General features: G+C 69.3%; 30 protein-coding genes. 3 read left to right on the forward strand and 27 right to left on the reverse strand.

The features are described from left to right. Positions 1-3: 3 nt before the first annotated feature. The 17 genes from I7S92_RS14910 to idi all read right to left on the reverse strand — a co-directional run bounded on the left by I7S92_RS14910 (position 4) and on the right by idi (position 11,962). On the reverse strand, positions 4-654 hold the full coding sequence (locus I7S92_RS14910) for an RcGTA-type gene transfer agent tail tape measure protein (protein WP_197645741.1): 651 nt from the start codon (positions 652-654) through the stop codon (positions 4-6). After that, positions 611-850: a rcc01693 family protein gene (locus I7S92_RS14915; RefSeq protein ID WP_197645743.1), complete on the reverse strand. Its 240-nt coding sequence runs from the start codon at positions 848-850 to the stop codon at positions 611-613. Before I7S92_RS14915 ends, I7S92_RS14910 begins: the two co-directional genes overlap by 44 nt. Continuing rightward, positions 847-1,167, reverse strand: coding sequence for a gene transfer agent family protein (locus tag I7S92_RS14920; protein ID WP_197645746.1), 321 nt, complete (start codon positions 1,165-1,167; stop codon positions 847-849). The genes I7S92_RS14915 and I7S92_RS14920 overlap by 4 nt, the downstream gene beginning before the upstream one ends. Position 1,168: 1 nt before the next feature. Further along, positions 1,169-1,582 carry a phage major tail protein, TP901-1 family gene (locus I7S92_RS14925; protein ID WP_197645748.1) on the reverse strand — a complete coding sequence of 138 codons (414 nt, stop codon included), beginning with the start codon at positions 1,580-1,582 and terminating at the stop codon, positions 1,169-1,171. Positions 1,583-1,664: 82 nt separating this feature from the next. Beyond that, on the reverse strand, positions 1,665-2,060 hold the full coding sequence (locus tag I7S92_RS14930) for a DUF3168 domain-containing protein (protein WP_197645750.1): 396 nt from the start codon (positions 2,058-2,060) through the stop codon (positions 1,665-1,667). Then, positions 2,057-2,395 carry a head-tail adaptor protein gene (locus I7S92_RS14935; RefSeq protein ID WP_197645752.1) on the reverse strand — a complete coding sequence of 113 codons (339 nt, stop codon included), beginning with the start codon at positions 2,393-2,395 and terminating at the stop codon, positions 2,057-2,059. Before I7S92_RS14935 ends, I7S92_RS14930 begins: the two co-directional genes overlap by 4 nt. After that, positions 2,392-2,988 carry a head-tail connector protein gene (locus I7S92_RS14940; RefSeq protein ID WP_197645754.1) on the reverse strand — a complete coding sequence of 199 codons (597 nt, stop codon included), beginning with the start codon at positions 2,986-2,988 and terminating at the stop codon, positions 2,392-2,394. Before I7S92_RS14940 ends, I7S92_RS14935 begins: the two co-directional genes overlap by 4 nt. Positions 2,989-3,071: 83 nt before the next feature. Further along, positions 3,072-4,268 carry a phage major capsid protein gene (locus I7S92_RS14945; RefSeq protein ID WP_197645757.1) on the reverse strand — a complete coding sequence of 399 codons (1,197 nt, stop codon included), beginning with the start codon at positions 4,266-4,268 and terminating at the stop codon, positions 3,072-3,074. 106 nt (positions 4,269-4,374) lie between these two features. Next, on the reverse strand, positions 4,375-4,926 hold the full coding sequence (locus I7S92_RS14950; protein WP_197645759.1) for an HK97 family phage prohead protease: 552 nt from the start codon (positions 4,924-4,926) through the stop codon (positions 4,375-4,377). A gap of 4 nt (positions 4,927-4,930) precedes the next feature. Next, positions 4,931-5,176 (reverse strand): GTA head formation protein, RCAP_rcc01685 family, encoded by a 246-nt coding sequence (locus I7S92_RS14955; RefSeq protein ID WP_197645761.1) that lies wholly within the window; start codon positions 5,174-5,176, stop codon positions 4,931-4,933. Then, positions 5,173-6,348, reverse strand: coding sequence for a phage portal protein (locus tag I7S92_RS14960; protein WP_197645843.1), 1,176 nt, complete (start codon positions 6,346-6,348; stop codon positions 5,173-5,175). The genes I7S92_RS14955 and I7S92_RS14960 overlap by 4 nt, the downstream gene beginning before the upstream one ends. An 89-nt stretch (positions 6,349-6,437) precedes the next feature. Next, complete coding sequence (locus I7S92_RS14965; RefSeq protein ID WP_453826611.1) at positions 6,438-7,733, reverse strand: DNA-packaging protein; 1,296 nt, start codon at positions 7,731-7,733, stop codon at positions 6,438-6,440. Next, on the reverse strand, positions 7,726-8,055 hold the full coding sequence (locus tag I7S92_RS14970) for a hypothetical protein (protein WP_197645766.1): 330 nt from the start codon (positions 8,053-8,055) through the stop codon (positions 7,726-7,728). Before I7S92_RS14970 ends, I7S92_RS14965 begins: the two co-directional genes overlap by 8 nt. Before the next feature lie 184 nt (positions 8,056-8,239). Continuing rightward, positions 8,240-9,418, reverse strand: coding sequence for an endolytic transglycosylase MltG (gene mltG, locus I7S92_RS14975; RefSeq protein WP_197645768.1), 1,179 nt, complete (start codon positions 9,416-9,418; stop codon positions 8,240-8,242). A 3-nt stretch (positions 9,419-9,421) separates the two neighbouring features. Further along, a complete protein-coding gene (gene fabF, locus I7S92_RS14980) occupies positions 9,422-10,681 on the reverse strand; it encodes a beta-ketoacyl-ACP synthase II (protein ID WP_197645770.1) in 1,260 nt (419 codons plus the stop codon). 99 nt (positions 10,682-10,780) lie between these two features. Next, positions 10,781-11,278, reverse strand: coding sequence for a tryptophan-rich sensory protein TspO (gene tspO, locus I7S92_RS14985; protein ID WP_197645772.1), 498 nt, complete (start codon positions 11,276-11,278; stop codon positions 10,781-10,783). Positions 11,279-11,428: 150 nt separating this feature from the next. Then, positions 11,429-11,962 carry an isopentenyl-diphosphate Delta-isomerase gene (gene idi / locus I7S92_RS14990; RefSeq protein ID WP_197645845.1) on the reverse strand — a complete coding sequence of 178 codons (534 nt, stop codon included), beginning with the start codon at positions 11,960-11,962 and terminating at the stop codon, positions 11,429-11,431. 183 nt (positions 11,963-12,145) lie between these two features. Between idi and I7S92_RS14995 the strand changes: the two genes are divergently transcribed. Both I7S92_RS14995 and I7S92_RS15000 read left to right on the forward strand, forming a co-directional pair. Beyond that, a complete protein-coding gene (locus tag I7S92_RS14995) occupies positions 12,146-12,688 on the forward strand; it encodes a c-type cytochrome (protein WP_277922971.1) in 543 nt (180 codons plus the stop codon). Between the two features lie 106 nt (positions 12,689-12,794). Beyond that, positions 12,795-12,992, forward strand: a complete 198-nt coding sequence (locus I7S92_RS15000) for a hypothetical protein (protein WP_197645774.1) — start codon at positions 12,795-12,797, stop codon at positions 12,990-12,992. Positions 12,993-12,996: 4 nt separating this feature from the next. On the opposite strand, the gene I7S92_RS15005 is transcribed toward I7S92_RS15000, so the two are convergent. The 10 genes from I7S92_RS15005 to pdxR form a co-directional block, all read right to left on the reverse strand. Continuing rightward, entirely contained in the window at positions 12,997-13,392 is a 396-nt protein-coding gene (locus I7S92_RS15005) for a carboxymuconolactone decarboxylase family protein (RefSeq protein ID WP_197645776.1), read from the reverse strand. Beyond that, positions 13,392-14,207, reverse strand: a complete 816-nt coding sequence (locus I7S92_RS15010; protein WP_197645778.1) for a cyclase family protein — start codon at positions 14,205-14,207, stop codon at positions 13,392-13,394. Before I7S92_RS15010 ends, I7S92_RS15005 begins: the two co-directional genes overlap by 1 nt. 55 nt (positions 14,208-14,262) lie before the next feature. After that, the gene (locus I7S92_RS15015; protein WP_197645780.1) at positions 14,263-15,612 is read right to left on the reverse strand and encodes a phosphohexomutase domain-containing protein; all 1,350 of its coding nucleotides are present in this window, start codon (positions 15,610-15,612) and stop codon (positions 14,263-14,265) included. 12 nt (positions 15,613-15,624) lie between these two features. Further along, the gene (locus tag I7S92_RS15020; RefSeq protein WP_197645782.1) at positions 15,625-16,497 is read right to left on the reverse strand and encodes a dimethyl sulfoxide reductase anchor subunit family protein; all 873 of its coding nucleotides are present in this window, start codon (positions 16,495-16,497) and stop codon (positions 15,625-15,627) included. After that, on the reverse strand, positions 16,498-17,226 hold the full coding sequence (locus I7S92_RS15025; protein ID WP_197645784.1) for a 4Fe-4S dicluster domain-containing protein: 729 nt from the start codon (positions 17,224-17,226) through the stop codon (positions 16,498-16,500). After that, positions 17,223-20,072: a molybdopterin oxidoreductase family protein gene (locus I7S92_RS15030; RefSeq protein WP_197645786.1), complete on the reverse strand. Its 2,850-nt coding sequence runs from the start codon at positions 20,070-20,072 to the stop codon at positions 17,223-17,225. The genes I7S92_RS15025 and I7S92_RS15030 overlap by 4 nt, the downstream gene beginning before the upstream one ends. Then, positions 20,069-21,169, reverse strand: coding sequence for an acetate/propionate family kinase (locus I7S92_RS15035; protein ID WP_197645788.1), 1,101 nt, complete (start codon positions 21,167-21,169; stop codon positions 20,069-20,071). Before I7S92_RS15035 ends, I7S92_RS15030 begins: the two co-directional genes overlap by 4 nt. Further along, positions 21,169-21,909, reverse strand: coding sequence for a sulfite exporter TauE/SafE family protein (locus I7S92_RS15040; RefSeq protein ID WP_197645790.1), 741 nt, complete (start codon positions 21,907-21,909; stop codon positions 21,169-21,171). The genes I7S92_RS15035 and I7S92_RS15040 overlap by 1 nt, the downstream gene beginning before the upstream one ends. A gap of 195 nt (positions 21,910-22,104) precedes the next feature. Next, positions 22,105-23,880 (reverse strand): sulfoacetaldehyde acetyltransferase, encoded by a 1,776-nt coding sequence (xsc, locus tag I7S92_RS15045; protein WP_197645792.1) that lies wholly within the window; start codon positions 23,878-23,880, stop codon positions 22,105-22,107. A gap of 170 nt (positions 23,881-24,050) precedes the next feature. Further along, the gene (gene pdxR / locus I7S92_RS15050; RefSeq protein ID WP_197645794.1) at positions 24,051-25,517 is read right to left on the reverse strand and encodes a MocR-like pyridoxine biosynthesis transcription factor PdxR; all 1,467 of its coding nucleotides are present in this window, start codon (positions 25,515-25,517) and stop codon (positions 24,051-24,053) included. Positions 25,518-25,767: 250 nt separating this feature from the next. Here pdxR and I7S92_RS15055 point away from each other — a divergent pair, with 250 nt between their 5' ends. Further along, positions 25,768-26,103 carry an SMR family transporter gene (locus I7S92_RS15055; RefSeq protein WP_197645796.1) on the forward strand — a complete coding sequence of 112 codons (336 nt, stop codon included), beginning with the start codon at positions 25,768-25,770 and terminating at the stop codon, positions 26,101-26,103. Positions 26,104-26,403 lie beyond the last annotated feature (300 nt).

Genomic DNA, 26,403 nt, shown 5'->3' on the forward strand with positions numbered 1-26,403 from the left:
CCCTCAGCGATTGCGTTGACCGCGCGAGAGCGCGCCGCCGATCTGGGCGGCAACCTGGCTCTGGCTGCGCTGGAAGCCCTGCACGTCCGGGGTCGTGATGTTCATCACCACGTTGACCGCCCTGCCCCCGCCCGCCTGCACGCCCAGCCTGCCATCGGGGCCGCGCGCCAGCGGCATGATCGCCTCGGGCCCCGCCTCGCCCATCAGCCCCATCCCGCCCCGCATCGGAAAGGCCGTTGGGGCCCCGACGATCCCGCCCTTGGCAAAGGGCATCACCCGGCCCTGGCTGAAGGCCCCGCCATTGGCGAAGGGCATCCCCGCCCCCATGACCCCGGCCACGCCCTGCGCCAGAAGCCCGCCCAGCGCCCCGGTCACCGGCTTCATCGCGATGGAATAGACCGTGTCCACGATGGTGCTCGCCACCGACTTCAGCGCATCGTTCAGCTTCATCCCGTCGAAGACCAGCCCGTCGAACGCCTTCCGCAACCCGCCGCCGATCCCGCTCGACAGCGTGTTCACCTCGCGCCCGGTGAAGACCATCGTCTCCCGCATCCGCGAAAGCTCGCCATCGAACGCCGCCACCATCGACACGGAACTGCCCAGCTGCGCCTCAAGCGCCTGAAGCTGCTCCTGCATCGTTCCGATATCCGCCATCGCGCTCATCCTTCCTCACATCCGGAAACGCCGCCGCCAACTCCGCCAGCCGCGCGCGTGTCAGGGGCGGGACCAGACCCTCCCGCCCCAGCATGATCTTCAGTTCCACCGGCGTGAGCCGCCAGAAGACCGCCGGTTCCAGCCCCAGCCCATGCAGCCCCGCCTGCATCAGCCCCGGCCAGTCGATCCCCCTCACGGCTCGCCCGGCAGCGCGAAGGCCCGCGCCAGCAGCTCCGCCGCCGCCCGCGCCGCCTCGACCGGGCCACCGCCGATCTCGACCCGCAACAGGTCCGCCGCCGAACCCTGCCACCCCCCGCCCCGCAGCCCGGCGACGATCAGCGCCAGCACGTCCCGCGTGGAAAACCGCCGCTCCTCGAACCGCTGCACCAGGTCCAGCAGCGACCCCGTCTCCAGCGCCTCCTCCAGCTCGGCCAGCGCGCCCAGCGTCAGCTTCGCCACATGGCGCTGGCCGTCCAGCCGGATCGCCACCTCTCCCGCCCAGGGGTTCGCCATGTCAAAGCGCCGTGAAGGTCAGCGCCCCGGCCGAGGCCATGGCCATCTCGTAGCTCGCCTCGTCGTTGTGGCTGCCCGAATATTCGATCGAGGTGATCTGGAACGGCCCCTCGATCACGCCGAAACTCGGGATCACCACTTGGAAATCCGGGATTTCTCCGTTGAAGAACACCTGCCGCGCCCGCTCGTCGGTGTTCTCGTCCCGGAACACGCCCGAGCCGGAGATCGCCGCCGACTTCACCCCCGCCCCCGCCAGCAGCTCGCGCCAGCCGCCCTGACTTTCCAGGCTGGTCACATCCACCGATTCCGTGTTGAAGCTGATCCGCGTCGCCCGAAGGCCCGCGATGGTGACGAACTGGCCGTCCCCGGTCTGGTCGATCTTGATCAGCAGATCCTTGCCGCTTTGCACAGCCATGTTCGCTCTCCGTCATGCGATGTGGGGTGGCGCCAGGCGCCTCCCCTCCCCCTCGTGGGGAGGGGCTGGGGGTGGGGGGCCGCTACAACTGAACCCGCGCCCGGAAGGTCAGGTCGATCCGCCGCGTCTCGCCCTCCTCGATCCGCCGGGCGCTGGCCCGCAGGAAGAACAGGCTCACCAGCGCCCCCCGGCTCAGGGCCAGGGGCGCGCCGACCAACGCGTCGGAAATCTCGGCGGCCACGGTCTTGATCGACAGGAACCCGGCCGCATCGGTGATCACGCTGATCACCAGCTGATGCTCGGCCCCGGCCCCCGTCTTGTCCGACTGGTCCCGCGCCTCCTCCGGCCCGACCAGCACGAAGGTCCCGCTGACGGCCGGAGGTACCGCGTCATGGATCGCCACCCCCGCCAGCGCGGGCCAGGCCGACAACCGCTGGAACACCGCCGTCTGCAGGGCGGGTGCTGCACCATAGCTCATTTCGGCACCTCCTCTCGGACGAAACAGGTCAGGTAGCGCCCCTGCGGATCGCGCTCGGCCACCGCCTGGATCAGGAACAGGCGCAGCCCCTCGCGGAACCGCTGCCCCGCCCTGGGGCGCGAGCCGGCCCCGACCGGGCCCCCCCGCACCGTCACCCGGTAGGGCACCGCCGACAGCATCCGCTCCTCGCCCAGCGTGTCGCTCCCCGACCCCGGCAGGACCTCGGCCCACAGCGTGCCCAGCGCGGCCCAGGCCTCGGTGAAACCGCCCGCGCCGTCCGGGGTGCGCACCACCCCTTCCAGCACCAGCGCCCGGTTCAGATGCGGCGCCTTCATTTCCGCCCCCCGCCCAGGATGCGCACCGTCCGCCAACGCTCGATCAGCGCCACAACCCCGAAAGGCAGCCCCGCCGCCTGCGCGCCGTCGTCGTGCCGGTGCTCGTAATATTCCCCGGCCAGCAGCAGCACCGCCTGCCGCAGGTCCACCGGAATGTCGGTCCAGGCCGGGCCGAAACCCGCCTCGAACACGACCTTCGCCACCCCCTCGCCCGGGATCGCCGGCAGCGCGCCGCCCCGGCCTGCCAGCCGCGGCCGGTGCAGGTCCTTCACCAAGCGGAACGCCCCCGCCGGCACCACCACCTCGCCCCCCGCCGCATCGGCCAGCGTCACGCTCACCACGCTCGACACCGGGGCCACCGGCAGCGCCTGCTCCTCGTCGCGCCATCCCTCCAGCACCCAGAGGAAGCGGCGCTGGAACAGCATCTTGCCGATCCGCCCCTCGATCGCCGCCAGCGCGGCGCGCAGATGGGTCTCGATCAGCCCGTCCTGCAACCCGTCCTCGGCAAAGCCCGAGCCCATCCGCAGATGGTGCTTCATCTCCTCCACCGGCAGCGCCAGCGAGGGCACCGGGGTTTCTTCGGTCAACATCATGTTCAGTTCTCCGCCTGCGGCCGGGTCGTTGCTGTAAGGCACGGCTCGATAGGCCCGGCCCCCGAAGGGACCGGGCCAAAGCGTCACGACACCGCGACTTTCAGCAGCTTCACCGCCGCATAGTCGGTGATGTCGCCGCCGACGCGCTTGTTGGCGTAGAACAGCACGTTCGGCTTGGCCGAGAACGGATCGCGCAGGATGCGCAGGTCCGGGCGTTCCGCGATGGTATAGGCGGCGCGGAAGTCGCCGAAGGCGAGGGGATAGCTGTTCGCGCCCACGTCCGGCATGTCCTCGCAGACCAGCACCGGATAGCCCATCAGCCGCGAGGGCTCGCCCGCCGCCAGACCGTCCGACCACAGGAAGCGGCCGTCGGCATCCTTCATCTTGCGCACCGCGCCCACGGTCTTGGAGTTCATCACGAAGCTGCCGTTCGCCCGATAATCCGCGCCCAGCGCATAGACCAGGTTGACGATGCAGTCCGCCGCGTTGGTGGTGGCGAAATCCGCCGCGGCCCCGGTCGGGACATAGCCGATATTGCCCCAGGTCCAGGAGGCGTTCGCCACCTTGTTGGGCAGCAGGATGCCCTTCGGCTTGTCCACCCCATCCCCGTTGATGAAGGCCGCAGCCTCGGCGCGGGTGAAGCGCGTGGCGATCTTCTCGGCCAGCCAGCCTTCGACATCGAAGGCGCTGTCGTCCAGAAGTCGCTGGCTGGCCTTCGGCATCGCCGCCAGCTCGTGCAGCTTGATCGAGATGCGCTCGATCACCGGCGTCGCGGTCTCGGTGGTGGCAGCCGCCTCGGTGGCCCAGCCCGAACCCACCTCGCTGCGATCCACGATCACGTCGAACGAGGTGGCCTCGACCTGCACCACATTGGCCACCGACCGCAACGAGGAGGTGGACAAGAGCATCGACTGGATGCGGTCCGCCGTCTGCGGATCGACCAGATAGCCGCCATCGGCCGCCACGGCCGAGGACATCGCCTTGCCTTCCAGCGTAAGGCCGCGCAGCCCGTCGTCGTCGCCCGACCGCAGATAGGCGTTGAACGCCTTCTGGTGCGGGACTTCCACCTCCGCGCGGGCCGAAAGCGCGGGGCGGCCATAGGTCATCGTCTTTGCGTTCAGCATGGTCAGTCGCTCTTCCTGATGTTTCAGCGTTGATTTCACTTCGTCCTGAAAGCTACTGAATTCTTTCAGGAAACCCGCCATGGCGGCCTTGGCCTCCGCAGCCGGCGATTGGGCGGGGGACACACCTTCCCCGGCCCGAGCCTTCGTCTCGGTCATCGTCTCGTTCCTCTCGCTTTCAACCAGAACTCGGCGTCAGACCCCGCGCCTCCCCTCCCCCTCGTGGGGAGGGGATGGGGGTGGGGGGCGTCTGAAGAACCCCGCGCTATAGCCCGGCCAGGCTCCGCCGCGCGTCCTCGAACACCGCCGCGATGTGACGCCAGCCGTCGTCCAGCGCCTCCGCCTTGGCCGCGACCCGCGCCTCGGGCAGCATCGGGAAGGTCACCAGCGACACCTCCCAAAGCTCGAGCTCCGACAACAGGCGCTGGCCCTTGCCGTCGCGTTCCGCCCTGACCGTGCGATAGCCGATGGACAGCCCGTCGATGGCCCCCGCCTGGACCAGAGCCGCAACTTCGCGGCCCCGCTCCACCTGCGGCAGGATGCGCCCCTTGACCCAAAGGCCCGTGGCATCCTCGCGCACCTCGTCCCAGACGCCGATGGGCTGGCCCGGGTCATGCTGCCATAGCATCTTGACCCGGCCGCTCCGCGCCGCCAACCGCTTCAGGCTCGCCGCATAGGCGCCCTTCCGCACGATGTCGCCGCCCTGGTCGGCCTTGCCGAACAGCGAAGCATAGCCCTCGACCACATGCCCCTCGCTCACCACCAGCCCCGCCTCGGGCCGGTGGAACTTGCGCTCGGGCGCTCCCCAATCTCTCATCGCCTCACCTCATCGCCGCCTGAACTACCGTCTCGGCCATCTGCGCCATCAGGAAGGCCGCCACCCCGTAGACGCCGACCCAGATCCGTTTCTCCAACCGCTCCAGCGTCGTCTCGATCTGCCCCAGCCGGTATTCCAGCCCGGCCCAGCGCTCCTCCGCGACCCGCTCGTTGGCCTCGATCCGCGCCGCCGCCGCGTCGAAACTGTCGTAGAGGAAACGCGAACCGCCCTCGGACCGCCGCGGGGTCATTCCGCCTCCGCCAGCTTCGGCAGGCCCAGAAGCATCCGCTTCTCCGCCACCGTGAGGAATTCCGCCGCCGCGACCCGCGCCCATTGCTGGTCCCGCTCGCTCGCCAGGGCAGGCACCTGGTCAAGGTCGGGCTTCAGCTCCACCGCCTCGCCCGCGAACCCCGAGAGCCAATGCGCAAGGTCCGCCAGCACTTTCGTCGCCAAGGGCAGCACCGTCAGCCGGTAGAAGGCCCGGTTCGCCTCCTGGTAGTTGGAATAGGTCGCATCCCCCGGAATCCCCAAGAGCATCGGCGGCACCCCGAAGGCGATCGCGATCTCCCGCGCCGCGGCCTCCTTGGTCTTCTGGAACTCCATGTCCGACGGCGAGAACCCCATCGGCTTCCAGTCCAGCCCCCCTTCCAAGAGCATCGGCCGCCCCGCATTCCGTGCGCCCTGATGATGCGCCTCCATCTCGCTCACCAGCCGGTCATACTGGTCCGAAGACAGCGAGGCCGCCCCATCCGCCCCCTTGTAGACGATCGCCCCCGAAGGCCGCGCCGCATTGTCCAGAAGCGCCTTCGACCAGGCGCTCGCCGAGTTGTGCACATCCACCGCCACCGCCGCCGCCTGCATCGGAGAGAATCCGTAGTGGTCGTCCTGCGGATGGAAGGTCTTCAGATGACAGATCGGGCTCGTCTCGCCGGTCACGTCATAGCGATGCGTCCGCCCGCCGACCGTGTAGTCATAACCCACCGGCCAGCCGTCCGCCCCCGGCACCAGGTTGATCCGGTCCGACCGCAGCACATGCAGCTCGCCCGGAACCGCGCCCAGGCCCGGCACCGCCTCGACATAGGCGTTCCCCGACAGCAACAGATAGCCATAGACCGCTTCCAGGAACTCCGCCCGGCCCTGCGCCCCGTTCGGCCGCCCGATCAGCCCCAGCACCGGATGCGTCTCGAAGCGTTGCGCATGCGTCTGGCAGACCAGCGGCAGCGCCGCCGCCGCCTCGGCGATCAGCCGCACCACGCGGAACCCCACCGGGTTGCCCTGGAACCCAGTCCGCGTCAGCGAGCCCACGTCCCGCGGGCTCCAGGCCACGCGGCCCGCATTGCCCCAGGCGATCACCCGCCCCACCGCACTGGCCTTGCGCTCCGGCACCGGCACCGGGGCCTTCCGCAGAAAATCGAACACCATCTCGCGCTCCCTCATGCTTCAGGCAATGCCTGCCCGGCCCGGGCTGCCTGAAGCGCCCGGCCATATGACCTCTCGATCGAGAAGATCCTCTAAAGCGACCGAACGCTCGGCCGCCCGCCCTGCAACGGGTTCAGCATCAGGTCGGTCAGCGCCCAGACCAGCGCATCCAGCCGGTCGGGCGATCCCGTCCCCTTCCAGCCCGTCGCCGTCATCCGGACCATCTGGTCCTCCAGCGCCCCCAGGCCCCGCATATGGCCGACCCGCCCCTGCTCATACAGCGCCGCCACCGGCTCGGCCCGCAGCATCTTCGACCGCGTTGCATGGACGCCGCGATAGGGCACCAGCGGGTCCACCATCCGCACCAGCCGTTCCACCAGATCGCCGCCCTGGTTCACCTCGGCCACCAGCCGGTCCGCCCCATGCCGCTCCATCGCCGCCAGCGCCGCCCTTGCCCAGCCCTCCGGCGAGGCCCCCTGCACCGAGGCATCCTCCAGCACCACCGCGCGCCAGTCCTTCGGCTCCCCGCGCGTATCGGCCCCCACGACCACGATCCCGCATGCATCGCTGGACTTCATGCCGGTGACCGGCGGATCCACCGCCACCACCACCCGGTTGAACGCCGGAACGGCATCCACCCGCGCCGCCTCCAGCATGGCCATGGTCCAGAGCGCCCCTTCCTCCTCCTCGACCAGCACGCCCTCCAACTCCTGCCGGCCGAGGTGCGAGCCGCCATAGCGCGCCTGCACCTCGGTCAGGAAGCTTTCCGCCAGATAGGCCCGGTTCGCCTCGGTCGGCGCATGGGTCACCACCGAGGACGGGTTCTTCAATATCGCCTTCAGCACCCCCACGTTGCGCGGCGTCGTCGTGACCACCGCCTGCGGGTTCTGCCCCAGCCGCAGCGCGAACTGCAGCTGGTCCCAGGCCTCCGCCCCCTTCTTCCACTTGCCCAGCTCATCCGCCCAGGCCGCATCGAACTGCGGTCCCCGCATCGCCTCGGGATCGTGTGCGGAAAAGACCTGCGCCACCGCGCCATTCGGCCAGATCAGCTGCTGGCGCGTCATATGCCATTCCGGCCGCCGGTCGGGGGGCGAGCAGGCGATGATCCCGCTTTCGCCCATCACCATCACCTCGCGCACCTGGTCCACCGTCTCGCCGACCAGCGCCACCCGTCTGCACCGGCCCGGATCGCCCGGCCCCGCGCCCTCGACCTGCGCCCGCACCCATTCCGAGCCCGCCCGCGTCTTGCCCGCGCCGCGCCCGCCCATGATGACCCAGGTCTTCCAGGCCCCGCGCGGCGGCAGCTGGTGCGGCAGCGCCCAGAACTCGAACATCCAGGGCAGCGCCAGCAGCGCGTTCTGGCTCAGCCCCGAGAGGAACTCATCCACCTCCTCCGGCGTTGCGGAGGCAAGCCAGGCGGCGCCCGATTTCAGCTCGGGCCCCGTCAAGGTCGAGTGCCCCTCCGGCCCCGACATGGCCGGCAATCTGCTTGCGGAGTTTGTCAACTTTGCCCCTTTCTTCCAGCACCTGCACCGCCGTCGCGCGAAGATCGCGGATCGCCGTCTGCGCTGCCCTGACCTCGGTGAATTCCCCGGCCCGGATCGCGCCGATGGTGCGGTAAAGCTCCATTACCGCCAGGCCGTAAAACTGCTCTGTCGCCCCCAGCACATCCTCCGGGCTGGGACCCTCGCCCGTAAACCTCAGCGTCATCCAGACCTGTCCACCCCCATGCCGCCCCCGCAGGACGTGAAAAAGCGGCCGACGGGGGAACCCCGGGCCGCTTCGACACCTCTTCCAGCATGGCACGAGTCCTACATCGGACCGCGCGGCAAGTCAAGATAAAACTTCAATCGTATCAATGGGTTGTAGCTCTCCGCGTTAACGCTTCGTCAACCTATTCCCCCTGCACCCCACCCTCATCCGCCGCGCCCTGCTCGGCCTCGATCTTGCGCCAGGCGGCGACGTTGCGGTTGTGCTCCTCCAACGTCTCGGCAAAGGCATGCCCCCCGCTGCCATCGGCTACGAAGAACAGATAGTCCGTCCGGTCCGGGTTCAGCGCCGCCCGGATCGCCTCGGCGCCGGGGTTGGCGATCGGGGTCGGCGGCAGCCCGTCGATCACATAGGTGTTGTAGGGCGTCTCGCGCCGCAGCTCGCTCTGCCGCAGGCCTCGGCCCAGCACGCCCTCGCCCTTGGTGATGCCATAGATCACCGTCGGGTCGGTCTGCAGCCGCATCCCCTGCGCCAGGCGGTTGAGGAAGACGCTCGCCACCCGGCCCCGCTCCTCGGCGATGCCGGTCTCCTTCTCGACGATCGAGGCCATGATCAGCGCCTCTTCCGGCGTGTCATAGGGCAGGCCCTGGGCCCGTTTCTCCCAGGCCTCCGCCAGGATCGCGGACTGGCGCGCGGTCATCTCGGCGATCAGCGCCCCGCGCTCGGTCCCGCGCACCGGCTCGTAGCCGCCGGGCGCCAGCGTGCCCTCGGGCGGCACGGTCTCCAGCGAGCCCTGCAGGAAATCCGCCTTCTTCAGCGCATCCACCACCTGCCAGCTGGTCACGCCCTCGGCCACCGTCACCCGGAAGACCAGCGCCGGATCATCCGCGACCTCCAGGTATTCCGGCGGCAAAGCCTCCACCCCGGCATCGAAGCGCGCCACCTCGACATAGGCGTTCGAGGTCAGGTCCAGCTCGCTCAGCACCACATCGGCCCTGGCCACCCCGATGCGGAAGTTCAGATCCCGCCCGCAGGTCGACTTGCCGGTGGCGGTGATCGCCTCCAGCACCTGTTCCATGCTCGCCCCCGCCGGGACCATGTAACTCCCGAACTTCAGGTTCCCCGCCCGGTCGGCATATTCCGCCCCGATGCGGAAGATCCGCGCATCGGTGATCGCGCCCCGCTCCTCCAGGTTGCGGCTGACGGCGGACAGCGACGCCCCCCGCTCCACCTGCAGGCAGATCGGCCCGGCCAGCGGCCCCGGCTTCACGAACTCGTTCCGCCCCCAGGCCACCAGCGCCGCCAGCGCGATCAGGATCACGATGAACAGCGTCAGCGCGTTCGAGGCGACGGACCGCCACATGCCTCAGCGCACCTTGCCCAGGACAAGGCTCGCATTGGTGCCGCCGAAGCCGAAGCTGTTCGACAGCGCCACGTCGATCCTGCGCCGCACCGCCTTGTTCGGGGCGAGGTCCAGCTTCGGCGTCACCGCCGGGTTGTCCAGGTTGATCGTCGGCGGCGCCACCTGGTCGCGGATCGCCAGCACGCAGAAGATCGCCTCCACCGCGCCCGCCGCCCCCAGCAGGTGCCCGATGGACGACTTCGTCGAGGACATGGTCGTATTCGACGCCGCGTCGCCCAGAAGCCGCTCCACCGCGCCCAGTTCGATGGTGTCGGCCATCGTGCTGGTGCCATGCGCGTTGATATAGTCGATGTCCGAAGGCTGCAGCCCGGCCCGCTTCAGCGCCGCCGCCATCGAGCGGAACCCGCCGTCCCCGTCCTCGCTCGGCGCGGTGATGTGGTAGGCGTCGCCCGACAGGCCATAGCCCAGCACCTCGCAATAGATCTTCGCGCCGCGCGCCCTGGCGTGCTCGTATTCCTCCAGCACCACCACCCCGGCCCCCTCGCCCATCACGAACCCGTCGCGGTCGGCGTCATAGGGCCGGCTGGCCTTCTCGGGCACATCCGCCCGCTTGGTCGACAGCGCCTTGCAGGCGTTGAACCCGGCGATGCCGATCTCGCTGATCGGGCTCTCGGTCCCGCCCGCGACCATCACGTCGGCATCGCCCCACATGATCAGCCGCGCCGCGTCGCCGATGGCATGCGCCCCGGTCGAGCAGGCCGTGACCACCGCATGGTTCGGACCCTTGAAACCGAAGCGGATCGAGACCTGACCCGAGACGAGGTTGATCAGCGCCCCCGGGATGAAGAAGGGCGAGACCCGCTTCGGCCCCTTCTCCTTGATCAGCACCGCCGTCTCGGCGATCGAGTTCAGCCCCCCGATGCCCGAGCCGATCATCACCCCCGTGCGCAGCTTCTCCTCCTCCGAGGGATCTTCCCAGCCCGCATCCCGCACGGCCTGCACGGCGGCGGCCATCCCGTAGATGATGAAGTCATCGACCTTGCGCTGCTCCTTCGGCTCCATCCAGTCGTCGGCATTGAAGGTGCCGTCGCTGCCGTCGCCCATCGGAATCTCGCAGGCGTATTGCGTCACCACGTTCGAGGTGTCGAACTTCGTGATCAGCCCCGCACCCGATTGCCCGGCCAGCAGGCGGCTCCAGGTCTCCTCCACGCCCGAGGCAAGAGGAGTGACCATTCCCAGGCCGGTGACCACGACGCGACGCATGCTGCTCTCCCTTAAGGCAAAGGCTTTTCAGGGGTGATACACGCCGGTCATTGCCCGCGCAACCTTGGCCAGCCGGCATGGGCGGCAGGGCCCGATGCCTCAGCCGTTCGGCGCGCCGCAGTCCGCCTCTGCGGCTTGGCGATGCGGTCCGGGGTTCAGCCGTACCACCGCCACATTCAGCGCCAGCGAGAAGCTGACCCAGGCGAAATAGGGCAGGAACATCCCCGCCGCCCAGCGATCGACCTGGAAGAAGGCCAGCGTCGTGGCCGCCACGGCGACCCACAGCACGGCCAGCACCCCCAGCGCCAGCGCCATCCGGTGCAACCCGAAGAAGACCGGGGTCCAGAGCGTGTTGAACGTCATCTGCAGCGCCCAGAGCGCGAGCCCCGTCTCCGCCCCGCGAAACCCCGAGGCGCGGGCGGCGGCGGCGGCCATCAGCAGGTAAAGCGTGGTCCAGACGACCGGAAAGACCCGATCCGGCGGGGTCCAGCGCGGCTTGCGCAAGCGCCGGTACCAGGCGCCGGGCGGAAACAGCGCGCCCGTCGCCGCCGAGGGGACGCAGGCCGCGAGGAAGATGAAGAAGGATCCGATATCCATGACGGCCCCCACCCGCCCCGAAACGGCCGGAAGAACGATTCCCCTCAACGCCAGATTGTCAAGAGAAGCCCGCGTCTGGCTGCGGAAGTCTTGACGAATGGCTGGGTCCAGGCCGAAATCCACCGAAAAATATACGAAATCCTAAGAAAATCAATCGCAAGGGCCGGCCGGCCCGAGAATCCGGTCCAGATGCTCGGCCAGATAGATTCGCAACCAGGGCGTGAAACGCTCCGGTTCGCGCCGCACCTCTTCCGTCAGTTGGTCAAGCTCGACCCAGCGCACCGCCTCGACCTCCTGCGGATTGGGCCGCACCGGCAGATCCGGCCCCGCCTCGGCCCGGAAGATCTCGACCAGTTCATGCTCGACCATGCCCCGGCCCACATCGGCCCGGTATTCCACCTGCCCCACATGCCCCAGCGACAGGCCGCCGATCCCCAGTTCCTCGTCCAGCCGCCGCCCGGCGCAGGCAAGCGCCGTCTCCTCCCAGCGCGGATGGGTGCAGCAGGTATTCGCCCAAAGCCCCGGTGTGTGATACTTGCCCGCCGCCCGCTTCTGGATCAGCACGCGCGTGCCTTCCAGCACGAAGACCGAGACCGCCTTGTGCCGCAACCCGCGCCGGTGGACCTCCAGCTTTTCGACCGGCACCAGCCGGCCGTCCACCCAGGCCGGGATCTTCTCCTGCAACGCGCCGTCCATCGCCCAGCCCTCCGATGCTTCCCCTCCCCCTATCGGGCCGCCTGCCCGCCCGGCAAGCCGGAACATCCCGCGCGCTTGTGCGTTTTCCCTCCGGCCGCGGGCCGATACGCCGCCCGCGCCCTGTTCCATCCCTCTGGAACTCCAGCGAACCAAGCCCTCGAGGAGGATATCATGCGTTTCACTCTGACGGCCGTCGCCATGGCCAGCCTGGCCGCCCCCGCCCTTGCCCAGGACGCCCCCACCGGGGATGCCGAGGCCGGGGTCAAGGTCTTCAACCAGTGCCAGACCTGCCATGTGATCGAGAACGAGGCCGGCGAGGTTCTCGCTGGCAAGACCGCCAAGACCGGGCCGAACCTTTACGGCGTACCGGGCCGGGTGGCGGGCAGCCTGCCCGACTTCAAGTACAGCAAATCCCTCGTGGCCCTCGGCGAGAAGGGCGTGAAATGGGACGAAGAGCACTTCACGGCCTTCGTCCACGACCCGGCAAAATACCTCAAGGAGGAACTTGGCGACCCAAAAGCGACGACGAAAATGTCCTTCAAGCTGAAGAAGCCCGAGGATGTCGCGAATGTCTGGGCCTTCATCGTCTCCCTCTCGCCCGCGCCGCCTGCAGACGGGGATGCCGCCCCGGCCGCCGAAGGTACCGGGACGGAAACCGGCGACGGCGGCTCCGGGACCGGCTCGGAGTCGGACTCGGATTCAGGATCGAACTGACCCGCGGAGGATCCCCCGGCGCGAACCGAGCCGGGGGATACCTGCGGGCCTTAGCGATTCCTTCAAGAATCCCGGCGATCCTGAGCCGGAACGAAGGAGGATCAAGATGGCCGCGCCCCGCTTCTCGCTTGCAGACGAACTTGCCGAAATCCGCGACGAAATCGCCCGGTTGCAGCGGCGCGAACTCGCGCTCGCCCGGATCGAGCGGGACTTGCCCGCCATCCCGGTCTTCCGTCCCGGCTGGCCGATCCGGCGTGCCGGGCCCGGGGCCGCGGCGCAACCGGCCGGACAGGTCCACGCCTGACTCCTCAGGCCCGGAACCGCTCGTCCACCGGAACCGACAGCGCCGTGGCCAGGGCATTGGTCTGGCTGGCCAGCGCGATCACCGCCAGAAGCTCGCCATGCTGGGCCGCCGTCATCCCCTTCGCCTTCGCCGCCGCCGTATGGGAATGGACGCAATAGTCGCATCCATGCGCGGCCGAGACCGCGACATAGACCAACTCCTTGACCAGCGGGTCCAGCGCGCCCGGCGCCATCACCGCCTGCACCCGCTCCCAGGTCGCCCGCAACAGCGCCGGGTCATGCGCCAGCGCCCGCCAGAAGTTGTTGACGTAATCCGTCTGCCGCTTCTCGCGGATGTCAGCGAAGACGGCACGGGCCTCTGCCCCCGCCTCCCCGTCGCCGAGCAGCGGCACCACCGCCATCAGAGCACCGCCATGACGCGCGCCGGCCCGCCGGTGCCGGTCTTGTGCTTCGGCGCACCGATGAACACCGTCGCCCCGGTCGCGGGCAACTGGTCCAGGTTCGCGAGGTTCTCGATCCCGAAGCGCCCGCCGGGCAACCAGCTGAAATGCACTCCGAAATCGGCCGAATTGCCGGGGTCGAGCGACAGCGTGTCCACCCCGATGCAGGCCACATCCATCCCCGCCAGCATGTCGGTCGCCGCCTTCGAGAAGCCGGGAAAGGCCAGCTTGCCATCGGCCGTGTTGCGGAACGAGGGATCGCCCAGCTTGGCCGCCCAGCCCGAATGCATCGCCACGCAGGACCCCGCCGGAATCGCGCCGTTCGCCGAAACCCAGGCCTCGATATCCGCCGGTTCCACCATCGCATTGGCGTCCCCGGCGGCCTTGGCGGTGATGTCCAGCACGCAAAGCGGGCAGACCAGCCGCTCGGGCGGCAGATCGGCGACCGAGGCGCCGTCCGCGCTGAAATGCAGCGGCGCGTCGATATGGGTGCCGGTGTGCTCGTAGATCGTGAGCTTCCACAGCTGATAGCCCGATTCGTCGAACTTGACCGCGGGCTCGTACAGGATCCCCGGATTGCCGTCGAAGGTCGGAAACTCCCCGTCATAGGCATGGGTCAGGTCCACCACCTTGCCCGCCGCCTGCGCCAGCGCGGGCCTTGCCGTGGTCAGGCCGCTTGCCACCACGGCGGCGGTCGTCGCCGCCGCGCCGGCGAACAGCGCCCGGCGCGACAGCATGGAATTCTTGATGGACTCGATCAGGCAGGCGTCACACATGGGGTCTCTCCCTGTTGCGTCAGGCGGTCAGCCTCTCCCCGCAGCCGGCCTTGCGTCAAGCCTCTCCCGTCCCGATCACCTGCCGCACGCGCTCCACCCCCTCGGCCACCAGCCCCCGGTCGCCCCGCGCCTCGACGTTCAGCCGCAACAGCGGCTCGGTGTTCGAGGCCCGCAGGTTCAAGCGCCAGTCGCCGAAATCCAGGCTCAGCCCGTCCGTCCGGTCCTCGCCCCGCGCCAGCGGCCCCAGCGCCGCATGGACCCGGCCCATCATCGCCTCGCGGTCGGTGACGGTGAAATTGACCTCGCCCGAGGACGGATGCTCGCGCCGCAGCGCGCCGACCATCTCGTCCAGCGCCTCGCCCTGCGAGACGAGGCCCGCCACCAGAAGCCAGGGGATCATCCCCGAATCGCAGGCCATGAAATCGCGGAAATAATGGTGCGCCGACATCTCGCCGCCGTAGACCGCGCCTTCGCGCCGCATCGCCTCCTTCAGGAAGACATGCCCCGTCGGCGCCAGCACCGACCGCCCCCCGGCCCGCGCCACCGTGTCCTGCACCGCCCAAAGGACGCGCGGATCATGCACGATCGCCGCACCGGGATGCCGGGCGAGTTCCGCCCGCGCCAGGAGCGCCACCACATGCTCGCCATCGACGAAGCGCCCCGCGCCGTCGAACAGGAAGCAGCGGTCGAAATCGCCGTCGAAGGCCACCCCCATATCCGCCCCCGCCGCCCGGACCGCCGCCTCGGTGACGGGCCGGTTCTCGGGCAGAAGCGGGTTCGGCACCCCGTTCGGAAAGGCCCCGTCGGGCTCGTGATGCATCCGCACCAGGTCCAGCCGCGCGCCCCGTGCCCGCAGTCCCTCGGCCAACGCATCCAGCGTCGGCCCCGCCGCCCCGTTGCCCGCATTGACCAGCACCCGCAGCGGCCCGACCGGCCCGACCAGCCGCGCGACATGCGCCACATAATCCGCGCGTACCGCGCCTGCGTCCTCGACCCCGCCGCCCGGCAGCCGGTCCGGCTCCTCGGCCGACAATGCCTGCAGCCGGGCAAAACCCGCGTCGGTCAGCGGCACCGCCCCCGCGCCCACCAGCTTCATCCCGTTGTAATCGCGCGGATTGTGCGAGGCCGTGACCATGATCCCGCCGCCGGCGCGCAGATGGGCGGTCGCGAAATACATCTCCTCGGTCCCGGCCATCCCGATGTCCAGCACCCGGACCCCCTGCGCCACCAGCCCCGCCGCCACCGCCCCGGCCAGCGCCGGAGAGCTTTCGCGCGGATCCCGCGCCAGCACGACCGCCCCGGCCCCGGTCACCCGGGCAAAGGCGCGCGCGATCCGGCAGGCCACGGCCTCGTCGAGGTCGATTCCCAGCCTGCCACGGATGTCATAACGCTTGAACGGGTTCATGGCGGCAGGGGATCATCCCCGCGCGCCGTAGTAAAGCCCCACGACATGCTCGGCCTCGGCAAAGAACAGCCAGCGCGCCGCCAGCGCCCCGGCCAGGTGCAGCACCGCCGCCAGCGCGATCGCCCAGGGGCCCAGCGGCAGAAGCAGCACCAGCGCCGGGGCCAGCGCCGCCAGCGCCAGCGCGATCCGCCGCAGCTTGGCGGCATGTTTCCGCCCCACCACGAAGATCATCTCGCGCTTGAGGTAGCTCCCCGCCGTATGCGCCGGATCCAGGACCGAGGGCACCCCGAGCCCGCCCAGCCCCGTGGCCGTCCCCAGGCTCTCGCCCGCCTTCGCGAAAGCCCCGTCGCCGACCCGCCAGACCGCCAGCAGCACCGCCCCCAGCGCCAGCAGCGCCATCGGCGCCCAGGTTTGGTCCGACAGCATCGCTCCCCCGGCCAGCGCGAAGGCCAGGAACATCACCGGCGTCAGCCAATGGTGCCAGCGCGGCACCGCCCGGATCTGGGCATAGATCATCGCCGTGGTGCCGACCGTGAGCAGCGCCAGAGCGCCCCCGACCTGCCCCACCACCGCAGGCAGGCCCAGCCCGAAGATCCCCGCCAGCGCCGCCGGTGCCAGCAGCACCAGCGTCGCGACCGAGGCCCAGGCCTCGCGGCTCAGCCAGCTTGTCCGCCATTGGCTGAAGGCCTTCAGCGCGTTCTTCGGATTGCCGAGGTGGAAGGTCGAGGCCATCAGCCCCGCCACCGCCAGCCCGTAGCCCAAGCCCCAAAGGAAGAACGCCCCCCAGCCCGAGGGCTGCACCGCCCCCCAGCCCAGGAAGGCCAGGAAGCCGAAGCCAAGACCCGACAGCGTCGAAAACAGGATGACCGAAGGCGCCGGATGCATTCAGATCTTCCCCAGCATCCGGTCCAGCCAGCCGGCGATGCCATGCGCCTGCACGTCCAGAAGCGGCGCCAGCGGGCTTGCATTGCCCGGCCCCTTCGTCCTTGGCGGCAGATACTTGTTCGTGGGCCTGGTTCCCATTCCCGGCATCAGGTCATAGCCCCCCCGCTCGGCCACCAGCCTGGACACCGGGCTCTCCGGGTCGGCCAGATCGCCGAAATGCCGCGCGTTCGTCGGACAGGTCCGCACGCAGGCGGGCTCGCGGTCCGCCTCGGGAAGGTGGTCGTTGTAGATCCGGTCGACGCAGAGCGTGCATTTCTTCATCACCCCCTGGGCCGCGTCCATCTCGCGCGCGCCGTAGGGACAGGCCCAGGCGCAGAGACCGCAGCCGATGCAGGCGTCCTCGTTGACCAGCACGATCCCGTCCTCGGCCCGCTTGTAGCTGGCCCCGGTCGGGCAGACGGTGACGCAGGGGGCAACCTCGCAATGCAGGCAGGAGCGGGGGAAGGTCACCACCTGCGCCGGGCCGTCGGGCACCGCGACCTGATAGGAATGCACCCGGTTCAGGAAGGTGCCCGAGGGATCGGCGCCATAGGGGTCCTGGTCCGACAAGCCGATCCCGGCGTCGTTCCAGCCCTTGCAGGCGGTGACGCAGGCCTGGCAGCCGACGCAGGTGTCGAGGTCGATCACCAGCCCCAGCAGCTTTTCGGTCGCTCCCGGCAACAAGGTCATCGCGGCCCCTCCGCCAGGCGCAAAAGTTTTCGAAAACTTTTGCCAAAATTCTTCGAAGAATTTTGCCGCCCCCCGCCCGAGTGCGGCACCTCGGGCAAGCCGGGGAAGGCCGGTTCCGCCGTCCCGCGCGGATGATCCGCCGCCGCCACCCGCTCGACCCGCACCCTTTGATCGAACCAGGCCGCCTGGCCCGTCACCGGGTCCGAGTTCGACAGCCGCGCCCCCTTCCCGGGCAAAAGCTCCGGGATCAGATGGTTGAGCAGGAACCCCGTCACCGCCTCCGGCGCATCGGGATCCAGCGCCCAGGCTCCCTTGCGCTTGCCGATGGCGTTCCAGGTCCAGACCGTGTTCTCGTTCAGCGCCGCCATATGCGCCACCGGCACCACGATGCGTCCCGCACGGCTGGAGACCCTCGCCCAGTCGCCCTCCTCGAACCCCTGCGCCTGCCAGAGCTTCGTCGGCAGATACAGATAGTTCCGCCCCCTGATCTGCCGCAGCCAGGCGTTCTGGCTGCCCCAGCTGTGATACATGTCCATCGGGCGCTGGGTCAGCGCATGGACCGGATAACCGAAAGCCGCGTCCTCGTCGCCATAGGGCGGATACCAGACCGGCAGCGGCTGCATCGCCTGGCGCAGGCGGTCGCGCAGGTGGTCCGGCGGCTGGCGTGGGCCGAAGCCTTCTGCGGCCAGCTGGAAGCGGCGCATGGGTTCGGACCAGATGTTGAACAGATAGGGCTGCGGCGTCTCGTAAAGGCCAAGGCGAACCGCCCAGTCCTGATAGGCGGCGTTCCACGGCTTGTAGAAGGCCGCCTCCTCGGGCACATGCGCCTGATGGAAGGCCCCGGCCGCGATATAGCGCTCCATCTGCCCGGGGTTCGGCGCGCCCCGTCCGGTTTGCGTCCCGTCCCCCCGGAACCCCATCAGCGGTCCCACACCGGGCCGCCGCTGGTGGTTGACGATATAATCGGCATAGTCGCGGTATTTCGGGCTGCCGTCCTCTTCCACCATCCCCGGCAGGCCCAGCCTCGCGCCGAGGTCCAAGAGCACCGACTGGAAGCACCTCACCTCCCGGTCCGGCTCCACGACCGGCCAGCGGACCGCATCCCCTGCCGCATCGGGCTCGGAGATCGGACGGTCGAGCAGGCTGATACAGTCATGCCGCTCCAGATAGGTGGTGTCGGGCAGGATCAGGTCGGCATAGGCCACCATCTCGGAGGCATAGGCGTCGGAATAGATGATCCGGGGGATCAGATAGTCCCCGTCCTCGCCCGTCTCGGTCAGCATCTCCATCACCCGCGCGGAATTCATCGAGGAATTCCACGACATGTTCGCCATGTAGAGGAAGAGCGTGTCGATCCGGTAGGGGTCGCCCGCATGGGCGTTGGGGATCACCATGTGCATGAGGCCATGGGCGGAGAACGGGTTTTCCCAGGAAAACCCCTTGTCGATCCGGGCCGGTTGGCCATCGGGCAGAAGGCACAGGTCGTCGGGCGAGCGCACATAGCCCAGATGCGGGCCGGTCAGCGGCTTGCCGGGCGTCGCCACGAAATGCGGCGTCGGGTGCGCCTCGATGGGCTTCGGGTACGGCGGCTTCAGCCGATAGCCGCCGGGGGTTTCCACCGCGCCGAGCAGGATCTGCAACAGATGCAGCGCCCGGGCGGTCTGGAAGCCGTTGGAATGCGCCGAAATCCCCCGCATGGCGTGGAAAGAGACGGGCCTCCCCGGCATGTCGGCATGTTCATTGCCCCGGAAATCCACCCACGGGCGCGGCAGCGAGATCGCCTGCTCGAAGGCCGCCTCCGCCAATTCCGCCGCCAGTTGCCGGATGCGCTCCGCCGTCACCCCGCAGCGCGCGGCCACCGCTTCCGGCGCGTGCTCCGGCTTCAGGTATTCCTCGACCATGTGCCGGAACACCGTCCGGTGCCCCTGCCAGTCCGCGCCGAGGTCGGGTTCCACCCCCTTGCCATCCCAAGGCGCAGGATGGCCGGTGCGACGGTCGATGACGAAGGGCTGGCTTTCGGCATTGCGGACGAAAAGCCCCTTCTCCGGGCCTTCGTGTTCGTTCACCAGCAAGGGCGCGTTGGTCCATTGCGCCAGGTAGTCGAGGTCGATCTTCCCCGCCTCCAAGAGGCAATGGATCAGCGACAGGATCAGGAGCCCGTCGGTGCCGGGGGTGATCCCGATCCAGTCGTCCGCCACCGCCGAATAGCCGGTCCTGACCGGGTTTACCGAGATCACCCGCGCGCCCCGCGCCTTCAGCTTGCCAATGCCGATCTTGATCGGATTGCTGTCATGGTCCTCCGCCACCCCGAACATGACGAACAGCTTGGTCCGCTCCCAGTCCGGCTGGCCGAATTCCCAGAAGGCGCCGCCGATGGTGTAGATCCCCCCGGCGGCCATGTTGACCGAACAGAAGCCGCCATGCGCCGCGTAGTTCGGCGTGCCGAAATTCTGCGCCCACCAGCCTGTCAACGACTGCGACTGGTCCCGGCCCGTGAAGAACGCCAGCTTCTCCGGCGCCGTCTCGCGCAGCGGTTTCAGCCAGGCGACCGCCGTTTCCAGCGCCTCTTCCCAACTGATCTCCTCGAACGCCCCCGAGCCCCTTGGCCCCACCCGCCGCAGCGGCGCCTTCAGGCGCGAGGGCGCCGTGACCTGCATGATCCCCGACGCCCCTTTGGCGCAAAGGACGCCCTTGTTGATCGGGTGGTCGCGGTTGCCCTCGATATAGGCGACGCGCCCCGATTTCAGATGCACGTTGATCCCGCAGCGGCAGGCGCACATGTAGCAGGTGGTCTGGCGGACCTCGTCGCCGACCTCGCGCTGCGTCTCCACCCTCGGCTGGTTCACGCCCCCTCCCCTGCCCTGACGGCCTGCGCCTCGGCAGACATTACGGCCTGCGCCTCAAGCGCAATCTGCCGCTCCTCGTCCGCCGGCACAACAAGGATAACGACACGGCTTGTCGCGTCATGCAGCACCCTGTCGTTCCGGGCATTGGCCTGAGCGTCGGGAGATACTCCCAGAAACGCCAGCCCGGACAGGATTTCGTTCCGCATCCAGGGGTCGTTCTCGCCGATGCCGCCGGTGAAGACCACGCCGTCCAGCCCCCCCATCGCGGCCACCATCGACCCGGCGTGGCGCATCGCCCAATAGGCGAAATGCGCCAGCGCAAAGCGCGCCTCCGCCGTCCCCGCCGCATGCAGAGCGCGCATGTCGCTCGCCCCCGCCAGGCCCAGAAGCCCGCTCTCCCGGTTCAGGATCGCACCCGCCCGCTCCACCCCGTGCAGCTCGGCCAGCCGCAGGACCGCATTGCCGTCGATCCCCCCGGTCCGCGTCCCCATGGTCAGCCCGTCCAGCGGCGAATAGCCCATCGTCGTCGCCACCGACCGCCCGTCCCGGATCGCCGCCAGCGAGCAGCCGTTGCCCAGATGGCAGGCCAGCAGCCGCCCCGGCAGGTCCCCCCTTGCGCGCAGGATGCGCACCAGGGCCGCAAAACTGATGCCGTGAAAGCCATAGCGCCGGATGCCCCGCTCCCGCTCGACCAAGGGCAGGGCATAGGTCGTGGCCACCTCCGGGTTGGTCGCATGGAAGGCGGTATCGAAGGCGGCATATTGCGGCAGGTCCGGCGCCAGCGCCGAAACCGCCCGAAGTCCCACCAGATTCCCCGGATTGTGCAGCGGCGCCAGCGGCACGCAGGCCTCGATCTGGCGCAGGACCTCGGGCGTCACGCGGGCCGTCGCGGTCAGCCCCGCCCCGCCATGCACCACCCGATGCGCCGCCGCCGTCAGCCGGTCCAGCGGGACGCCCGCCTCGGCCAGCCCCCGCGCCATCGCCTCGCGGTGCCCGTCCGGCCCGATCTCGCCCACCAGCGCGCTGCCGACCTCGGCGTCGCCGTCGAAGACCTTCAGCTTCAGCGAGGACGAGCCCGCGTTCACGATCAGCCACATCACAGCACCGCCTTCCCGAGTCCCAGCACCGCCAGCCCCGCCAGAAGCCCGATCGCGAAGCGGCGGAAGTCCTGCGGATCGGTGCCGAAGAAATGCCGCCCGCCCAGCCAGTTGCCCAGCAGCGTCACCGGCAGCGCGAGCAGCGAGGCCCGGAGCGTATCCCAGCCGACCAGCCCCGCCAGCCAGTAGAGCGGAGCCGAGTAAAGGTCGAGCAGCGGGAAGAAGGCGATCAGCGTGGCCCGGAACACCGCCGCGGGCATCGGCTGCGCCGCGAAGAAGGCCGCAAGCGGCAGTCCCCCCATTCCCGGCGCATTCGCCAGGCCCGAGACCACCCCCGCCACCCCATTCGCCGCGCCCGTGACCTCGCGGGAAAGCCGCCAGCCGGCCAGCAGGACGACGCACATCAAGAGCACATAGCCCGAGATCACCGCCCGCGCCGCATCCTCGCTGATCCCGGTCAGCACCCACAACCCCAGGGGCAGCCCCAGCGCCGCGCCGCCCATCAGCCAGCCGACCCTGCCCCAGTCCACATGCGGCCCGGCGCCCCTGGCGGCCTGCAGCGACATAACCGTTTCCAGAATGACCACAACCGCGACGAAGTTCAGGGGATTGGTGACAAGACTGGAAGCCGCGATCAGCAGGGCCGAGAAGCCGAAGCCGGAATAGCCGCGCACGAAGCCCGCCACCAGACTGGCCACCGCCAGCCAGGCCAGCGCCCCTGGCCCAAGGTCATAGGGCATGACACCCGCCCTGCGTCGGCTGCCGAAGCAGGCCAGGCCTCGCGCACCAGGAGCTTCCCTCCCCCCGCGTGGGGGAGGGAGAGGGTGGGGGGGCGGCCAACGCAGGTTGCCCCCCACCCCCAACCCCTCCCCACCAGGGGGAGGGGAGGCGCGGAATGCCGGCCGCCTTTCCTCTGGCCAGCCGCAGCAGGGCTGTCACCCCACCACCTGCGGCCGCATGTCCGCCATCGAGATCCCGGCGACCTCGACCGGCTTCTTCATCGCGTCGCGGCGGAACGGCTCGCCCAGTTCCTGGTTGATCAGGGCCTCGATCAGCGTGGTCTTGCCCGCCATCTGGTCCTCGATCGCCTTGCGCAGCGCGGCCGTCAGCTCCTCCATCGTCCGCGCCTGCACGCCTTGCAAGCCGCAGGCCTTGGCGATCCCGGCATAGCTCACGTCGGTGTCCAGTTCGGTCCCGACGAAGTTGTCGTCATACCAGAGCGTCGAGTTCCGCTTCTCGGCTCCCCACTGGTAGTTGCGGAAGACCACCATGGTGATCGCCGGCCATTCCTTGCGGCCGATGGCGGTCAGTTCCGTCACCGCGATCCCGAAGGCCCCGTCGCCGGCGAAGCCCACCACCGGCACATCCGGGCAGCCGATCTTGGCCCCGATGATGCTGGGCAGCCCATAGCCACAGGGTCCGAACAGCCCCGGTGCCAGGTATTTCCGCCCGGCCTCGAAGCTGGGATAGGCGTTCCCGATCGCGCAGTTGTTGCCGATATCGGAGGAGATGATCGCCTCCTTCGGCAGCGCGGACTGGATCGCGCGCCAGGCCATACGGGGGCTCATCCACTCCGGCTTCGCGGCGCGGGCGCGTTCGTTCCAGCTGGTGCCGGGATCGTCCTCCTCGTGGTCCATCCCCGCCAGCGCCTGTGCCCAGGCGGATTTCTTCTGCGCGATCAGCGCCTTGCGCTCCTCACGCCCCGCATCGCCCGCCGTCTTCGCCAGGCGCGACAGGATGCCCTCGGCCACCTTCCGCGCATCGCCCACGATCCCCACCGTCACCGGCTTGGTCAGCCCGATCCGGTTCGGGTTGATATCGACCTGGATGATCTTCGCCTCCTTCGGCCAGTAGTCGAGCCCATAGCCCGGCAGGGTGGAGAACGGGTTGAGCCGTGTCCCCAGCGCCAGCACCACATCGGCCTGCTGGATCAGCTCCATCCCGGCTTTCGAGCCGTTGTAGCCCAGCGGTCCGGCGAAGAGCGGATGCGAGCCGGGGAAGGCGTCGTTGTGCTGGTAGCCGACGCAGACCGGCGCCAACAGCCGTTCCGCCAAGGCCATCGAGGCCGGGATCGCCCCTCCGATCACCACGCCCGCGCCGTTCAGGATCACCGGGAACTTCGCGCTGGACAGCAGTTGCGCCGCCTGCGCCAGGGCCTCCTCCCCGCCCGAGGGCCGCTCGAACTCCACCACCGCGGGCAGGGCCACGTCGATCACCTGGGTCCAGAAATCCCGCGGCATGTTGATCTGCGCCGGGGCCGACTGGCGGCGGGCCTGCAGGATCACCCGGTTCAGCACCTCGGCCACGCGGGAGGGGTCGCGCACCTCCTCCTGGTAGCAGACCATGTCCTTGAACAGCGCCATCTGCTCGACTTCCTGGAACCCGCCCATCCCGATGGTCTTGTTCGCCGCCTGAGGCGTGACCAGCAGCAAAGGCGTGTGATTCCAATAGGCCGTCTTCACCGCGGTTACGAAGTTGGTGATCCCCGGCCCGTTCTGCGCGATCATCATGCTCATCTTGCCCGAGGCGCGGGTAAAGCCATCGGCCATCATGCCGCCCGAGCCTTCATGCGCGCAGTCCCAGAAGGTGATCCCGGCCTTCGGGAACAGGTCCGAAATCGGCATGAAGGCCGAGCCGATGATCCCGAACGCATGTTCGATCCCGTGCATCTGAAGCACTTTCACGAAGGCTTCCTCGGTCGTCATCCTCATCGCGTCTCTCCATGACTTTCCACGGCCCCGAAGGCCCCCTTGCCCGGCACCCTAGCGCCGCGCCCCGGTCGAGCTTACGGCCAGATGATCCGGCCCGCTATATCCAACCGGACCCCCTCCCCGTTCGACGTCGTCTCCTCCTCGGCGGGCCCCCGCGAGGCGCGACGAAGTCATCGCCGGGCCGCTCCCGGCGCCAAGGCCCGGGCGATCCGCGCCACGCCCTCGGCGATGCGCTGCGGCGCGATCGAGGAATAGGCCAGCCGGTAGTAGTTCCGCGGCCCCGCGCCGGCAAAGAACGCCCGCCCCGGCTCGATCAGCACGCCATCGGCCCGCAGCCGCAGGGCCAGTTCCTCCGTATCCACCCCCGCCCCGGCCCGCATCCAGAAGGACGAACCGCCAAAGCCGCCCTGCCCCGCGACCTCTAGTCCCTCGGTGGCAATCGCCTCGGCCATCACCTGCCGGCGGCGGCGGTAGGCGTTCTTCATCCGGTTGACGAGGGCATCGTAATGCCCGAGGCCCAGGAAATAGGCCATTGTCCGCTGGATATGCCCCGGCGGGTGCTTCAGCATCAGCCCGCGCAAGCTGCGCGCCTCGGCGATAAAGCCGGGCGGGCCAACCAGATAGCCCAGCCGCAGCCCCGGAAACACCGATTTGGAGAAGGACCCGGCATAGATCACCCGCCCGCCGCGATCCAGCGACTTCAGCGCCGGGGCCACCGGCTTCAGGAAGGACATCTCGAACTCGTAATCATCCTCGACGATCACGAAACCCTGCCGCTCCGCCGCCTCCAGCAGCGCCACCCGCCGCTCCACCGGCATGGTCGCATTGGTCGGGCACTGGTGCGAGGGGGTGGTGAAGACCACGTCCCCCGCCAGCCCCTCGACCGGCAGGCCCAGCGCATCGACATCCACCGGCACCGCCTCGGCCCCGGTGGCCGCGACGATGGCCCGCCAGGCCGGATAGCCCGGATTCTCCACCACCGCCCGCCGCCCCGGCCCCAGAAGCGCCATCGCCGCGATCCAGAGCGCGTTCTGCGCCCCCAGCGTCAGCAGCACCTCCTCCTCGCGCGCAGCGATCCCGCGCCGGGGCAGGATCGAGCGCACCAGCTCCTGCAAGAGCAGGGGATCGTCGCGTTCGTAGTAGTCGCTGGTCAGCGCCGCGAAATCGCGCTTGCCCAGCGCCCGCAGCGCGCATTGCCGCCAGTTCTGGTGGTCGAAAAGCGTCGGATCCGCCTGGCCGTAGATGAAGGGCCAGGGATAGCGGTCCCAGTCATCCGGCCGCTCCACCCGCACGACCGAGGAGAACCTCCCCCCCGTCAAGCCTTTGAAATCAATCGCCTCCGCCGGCGGCGCGCTTGCGGGAAACTCCGGCGCCAGCGGCGCGGTCCCGGAGACGAAATAGCCCGACCGGCCGGCCGAGGTCAGGTAGTCCGAGGACACGAGGTCCGAATAGGCCAGCGTCACCGTGATCCGGCTGACCCCCAGATGCCCGGCCAGCCCGCGCGACGAGGGCATCCGCGCCCCCGGCCGGAAGCGGCCGGCGAGGATCCCTTGCGTCACCATCGCCCGGATCTGCTGCTGCAGCGAGCCGGTGGCGCCGGGGGTCAGGTAGAAGGCTTCGACAGGGATGGCGGCCATGGGAATCGCGGCTGGGGGATAAGGCCAGATCAATCCGCCGCCTCGGTCCAAAGTCAAGGAATGCCGCCAGGATCCCCTTCGGCCGCGCCGTCATGGCGCCCCCTGCCCTTGTCCCGCAGGCCGCGCCAGAGCGCGCTTTCGCCCCAGCAGTTGCCCTTGACAGCCGCAATCCGTCCATATCTTGCCGCGAACCGCGCACCATCCCTGCCCGGCCCCTGCTAGGCTTTCCTCGACGAGAGGACGCACGACCATGACCAAGACCTACGCCATCCTGGGCCTTGCGATCCTCGCCGAGGTCATCGCGACCACCGCCCTGTCGCGCTCCGCCAGCTTCACGCGGTTCTGGCCCACGGTCGTGACCGTCGCGGGCTATGTCATCGCCTTCTGGCTGCTGTCCTATCCCCTGAAGGTGATGCCGACCGGGATCGTCTATGCGATCTGGTCCGGCATGGGCATCGTCCTGATCAGCGGCGTGGCCTGGATCTGGTATCGCCAGACCCTCGACACCGCCGCGCTGATCGGTCTTGCGCTGATCATCGCGGGGGTGATGGTGGTGAACCTGTTCTCGAAATCGGTGGGACACTAGGGCCGCGGTCCGCCGCGCCCGGCCGGTCCGGGCAAGCATCTGGGAACGCCGGGTTTACGCCGGGGTCCTCGGCGAGACGGCGCGTCTGCGAAGCGTCTGGCATCCGTCTGGCACCTGTCCAGGTCCGCGTGGGGCTGGCGGGGCGTCAACCATGGGGGGCGAATCGGAAGGACGGTGCGCTGTAGCGCACCCAACGGGGCAGCGTAGGGTGCGCTACAGCGCACCGCCGCGGTCGCGGGGGGGGGGCGGGCCCCCCCGCCCCCCACACCCCCCCCACACCACCCCAACAACCCCCGCCGC

The organism is Tabrizicola soli, assembly GCF_015999335.1.
GTDB lineage: Bacteria > Pseudomonadota > Alphaproteobacteria > Rhodobacterales > Rhodobacteraceae > Tabrizicola > Tabrizicola soli.

Bases quoted from the DNA above. Each gene is read 5' to 3' on its own strand.
- I7S92_RS14940 (WP_197645754.1), bottom strand. From the start codon at position 2,988: ATGATGTTGACCGAAGAAACCCCGGTGCCCTCGCTGGCGCTGCCGGTG.
- I7S92_RS14930 (WP_197645750.1), bottom strand. From the start codon at position 2,060: ATGAGCTATGGTGCAGCACCCGCCCTGCAGACGGCGGTGTTCCAGCGG.
- I7S92_RS15015 (WP_197645780.1), bottom strand. From the start codon at position 15,612: ATGAACCCGTTCAAGCGTTATGACATCCGTGGCAGGCTGGGAATCGAC.
- I7S92_RS15040 (WP_197645790.1), bottom strand. From the start codon at position 21,909: ATGCCCTATGACCTTGGGCCAGGGGCGCTGGCCTGGCTGGCGGTGGCC.
- I7S92_RS15010 (WP_197645778.1), bottom strand. From the start codon at position 14,207: ATGTGTGACGCCTGCCTGATCGAGTCCATCAAGAATTCCATGCTGTCG.
- I7S92_RS15020 (WP_197645782.1), bottom strand. From the start codon at position 16,497: ATGCATCCGGCGCCTTCGGTCATCCTGTTTTCGACGCTGTCGGGTCTT.
- I7S92_RS14995 (WP_277922971.1), top strand. From the start codon at position 12,146: ATGCGTTTCACTCTGACGGCCGTCGCCATGGCCAGCCTGGCCGCCCCC.
- I7S92_RS15035 (WP_197645788.1), bottom strand. From the start codon at position 21,169: ATGTGGCTGATCGTGAACGCGGGCTCGTCCTCGCTGAAGCTGAAGGTC.
- mltG (WP_197645768.1), bottom strand. From the start codon at position 9,418: ATGTGGCGGTCCGTCGCCTCGAACGCGCTGACGCTGTTCATCGTGATC.
- I7S92_RS14910 (WP_197645741.1), bottom strand. From the start codon at position 654: ATGGCGGATATCGGAACGATGCAGGAGCAGCTTCAGGCGCTTGAGGCG.
- pdxR (WP_197645794.1), bottom strand. From the start codon at position 25,517: ATGGCCGCCATCCCTGTCGAAGCCTTCTACCTGACCCCCGGCGCCACC.
- I7S92_RS14960 (WP_197645843.1), bottom strand. From the start codon at position 6,348: ATGGTGTTCGATTTTCTGCGGAAGGCCCCGGTGCCGGTGCCGGAGCGC.
- I7S92_RS15025 (WP_197645784.1), bottom strand. From the start codon at position 17,226: ATGACCTTGTTGCCGGGAGCGACCGAAAAGCTGCTGGGGCTGGTGATC.
- I7S92_RS15055 (WP_197645796.1), top strand. From the start codon at position 25,768: ATGACCAAGACCTACGCCATCCTGGGCCTTGCGATCCTCGCCGAGGTC.
- I7S92_RS14945 (WP_197645757.1), bottom strand. From the start codon at position 4,268: ATGACCGAGACGAAGGCTCGGGCCGGGGAAGGTGTGTCCCCCGCCCAA.
- xsc (WP_197645792.1), bottom strand. From the start codon at position 23,880: ATGAGGATGACGACCGAGGAAGCCTTCGTGAAAGTGCTTCAGATGCAC.
- I7S92_RS14935 (WP_197645752.1), bottom strand. From the start codon at position 2,395: ATGAAGGCGCCGCATCTGAACCGGGCGCTGGTGCTGGAAGGGGTGGTG.
- I7S92_RS15000 (WP_197645774.1), top strand. From the start codon at position 12,795: ATGGCCGCGCCCCGCTTCTCGCTTGCAGACGAACTTGCCGAAATCCGC.
- I7S92_RS14925 (WP_197645748.1), bottom strand. From the start codon at position 1,582: ATGGCTGTGCAAAGCGGCAAGGATCTGCTGATCAAGATCGACCAGACC.
- I7S92_RS14970 (WP_197645766.1), bottom strand. From the start codon at position 8,055: ATGACGCTGAGGTTTACGGGCGAGGGTCCCAGCCCGGAGGATGTGCTG.
- I7S92_RS14955 (WP_197645761.1), bottom strand. From the start codon at position 5,176: ATGACCCCGCGGCGGTCCGAGGGCGGTTCGCGTTTCCTCTACGACAGT.
- I7S92_RS14920 (WP_197645746.1), bottom strand. From the start codon at position 1,167: ATGGCGAACCCCTGGGCGGGAGAGGTGGCGATCCGGCTGGACGGCCAG.
- tspO (WP_197645772.1), bottom strand. From the start codon at position 11,278: ATGGATATCGGATCCTTCTTCATCTTCCTCGCGGCCTGCGTCCCCTCG.
- I7S92_RS15005 (WP_197645776.1), bottom strand. From the start codon at position 13,392: ATGGCGGTGGTGCCGCTGCTCGGCGACGGGGAGGCGGGGGCAGAGGCC.
- I7S92_RS14950 (WP_197645759.1), bottom strand. From the start codon at position 4,926: ATGAGAGATTGGGGAGCGCCCGAGCGCAAGTTCCACCGGCCCGAGGCG.
- fabF (WP_197645770.1), bottom strand. From the start codon at position 10,681: ATGCGTCGCGTCGTGGTCACCGGCCTGGGAATGGTCACTCCTCTTGCC.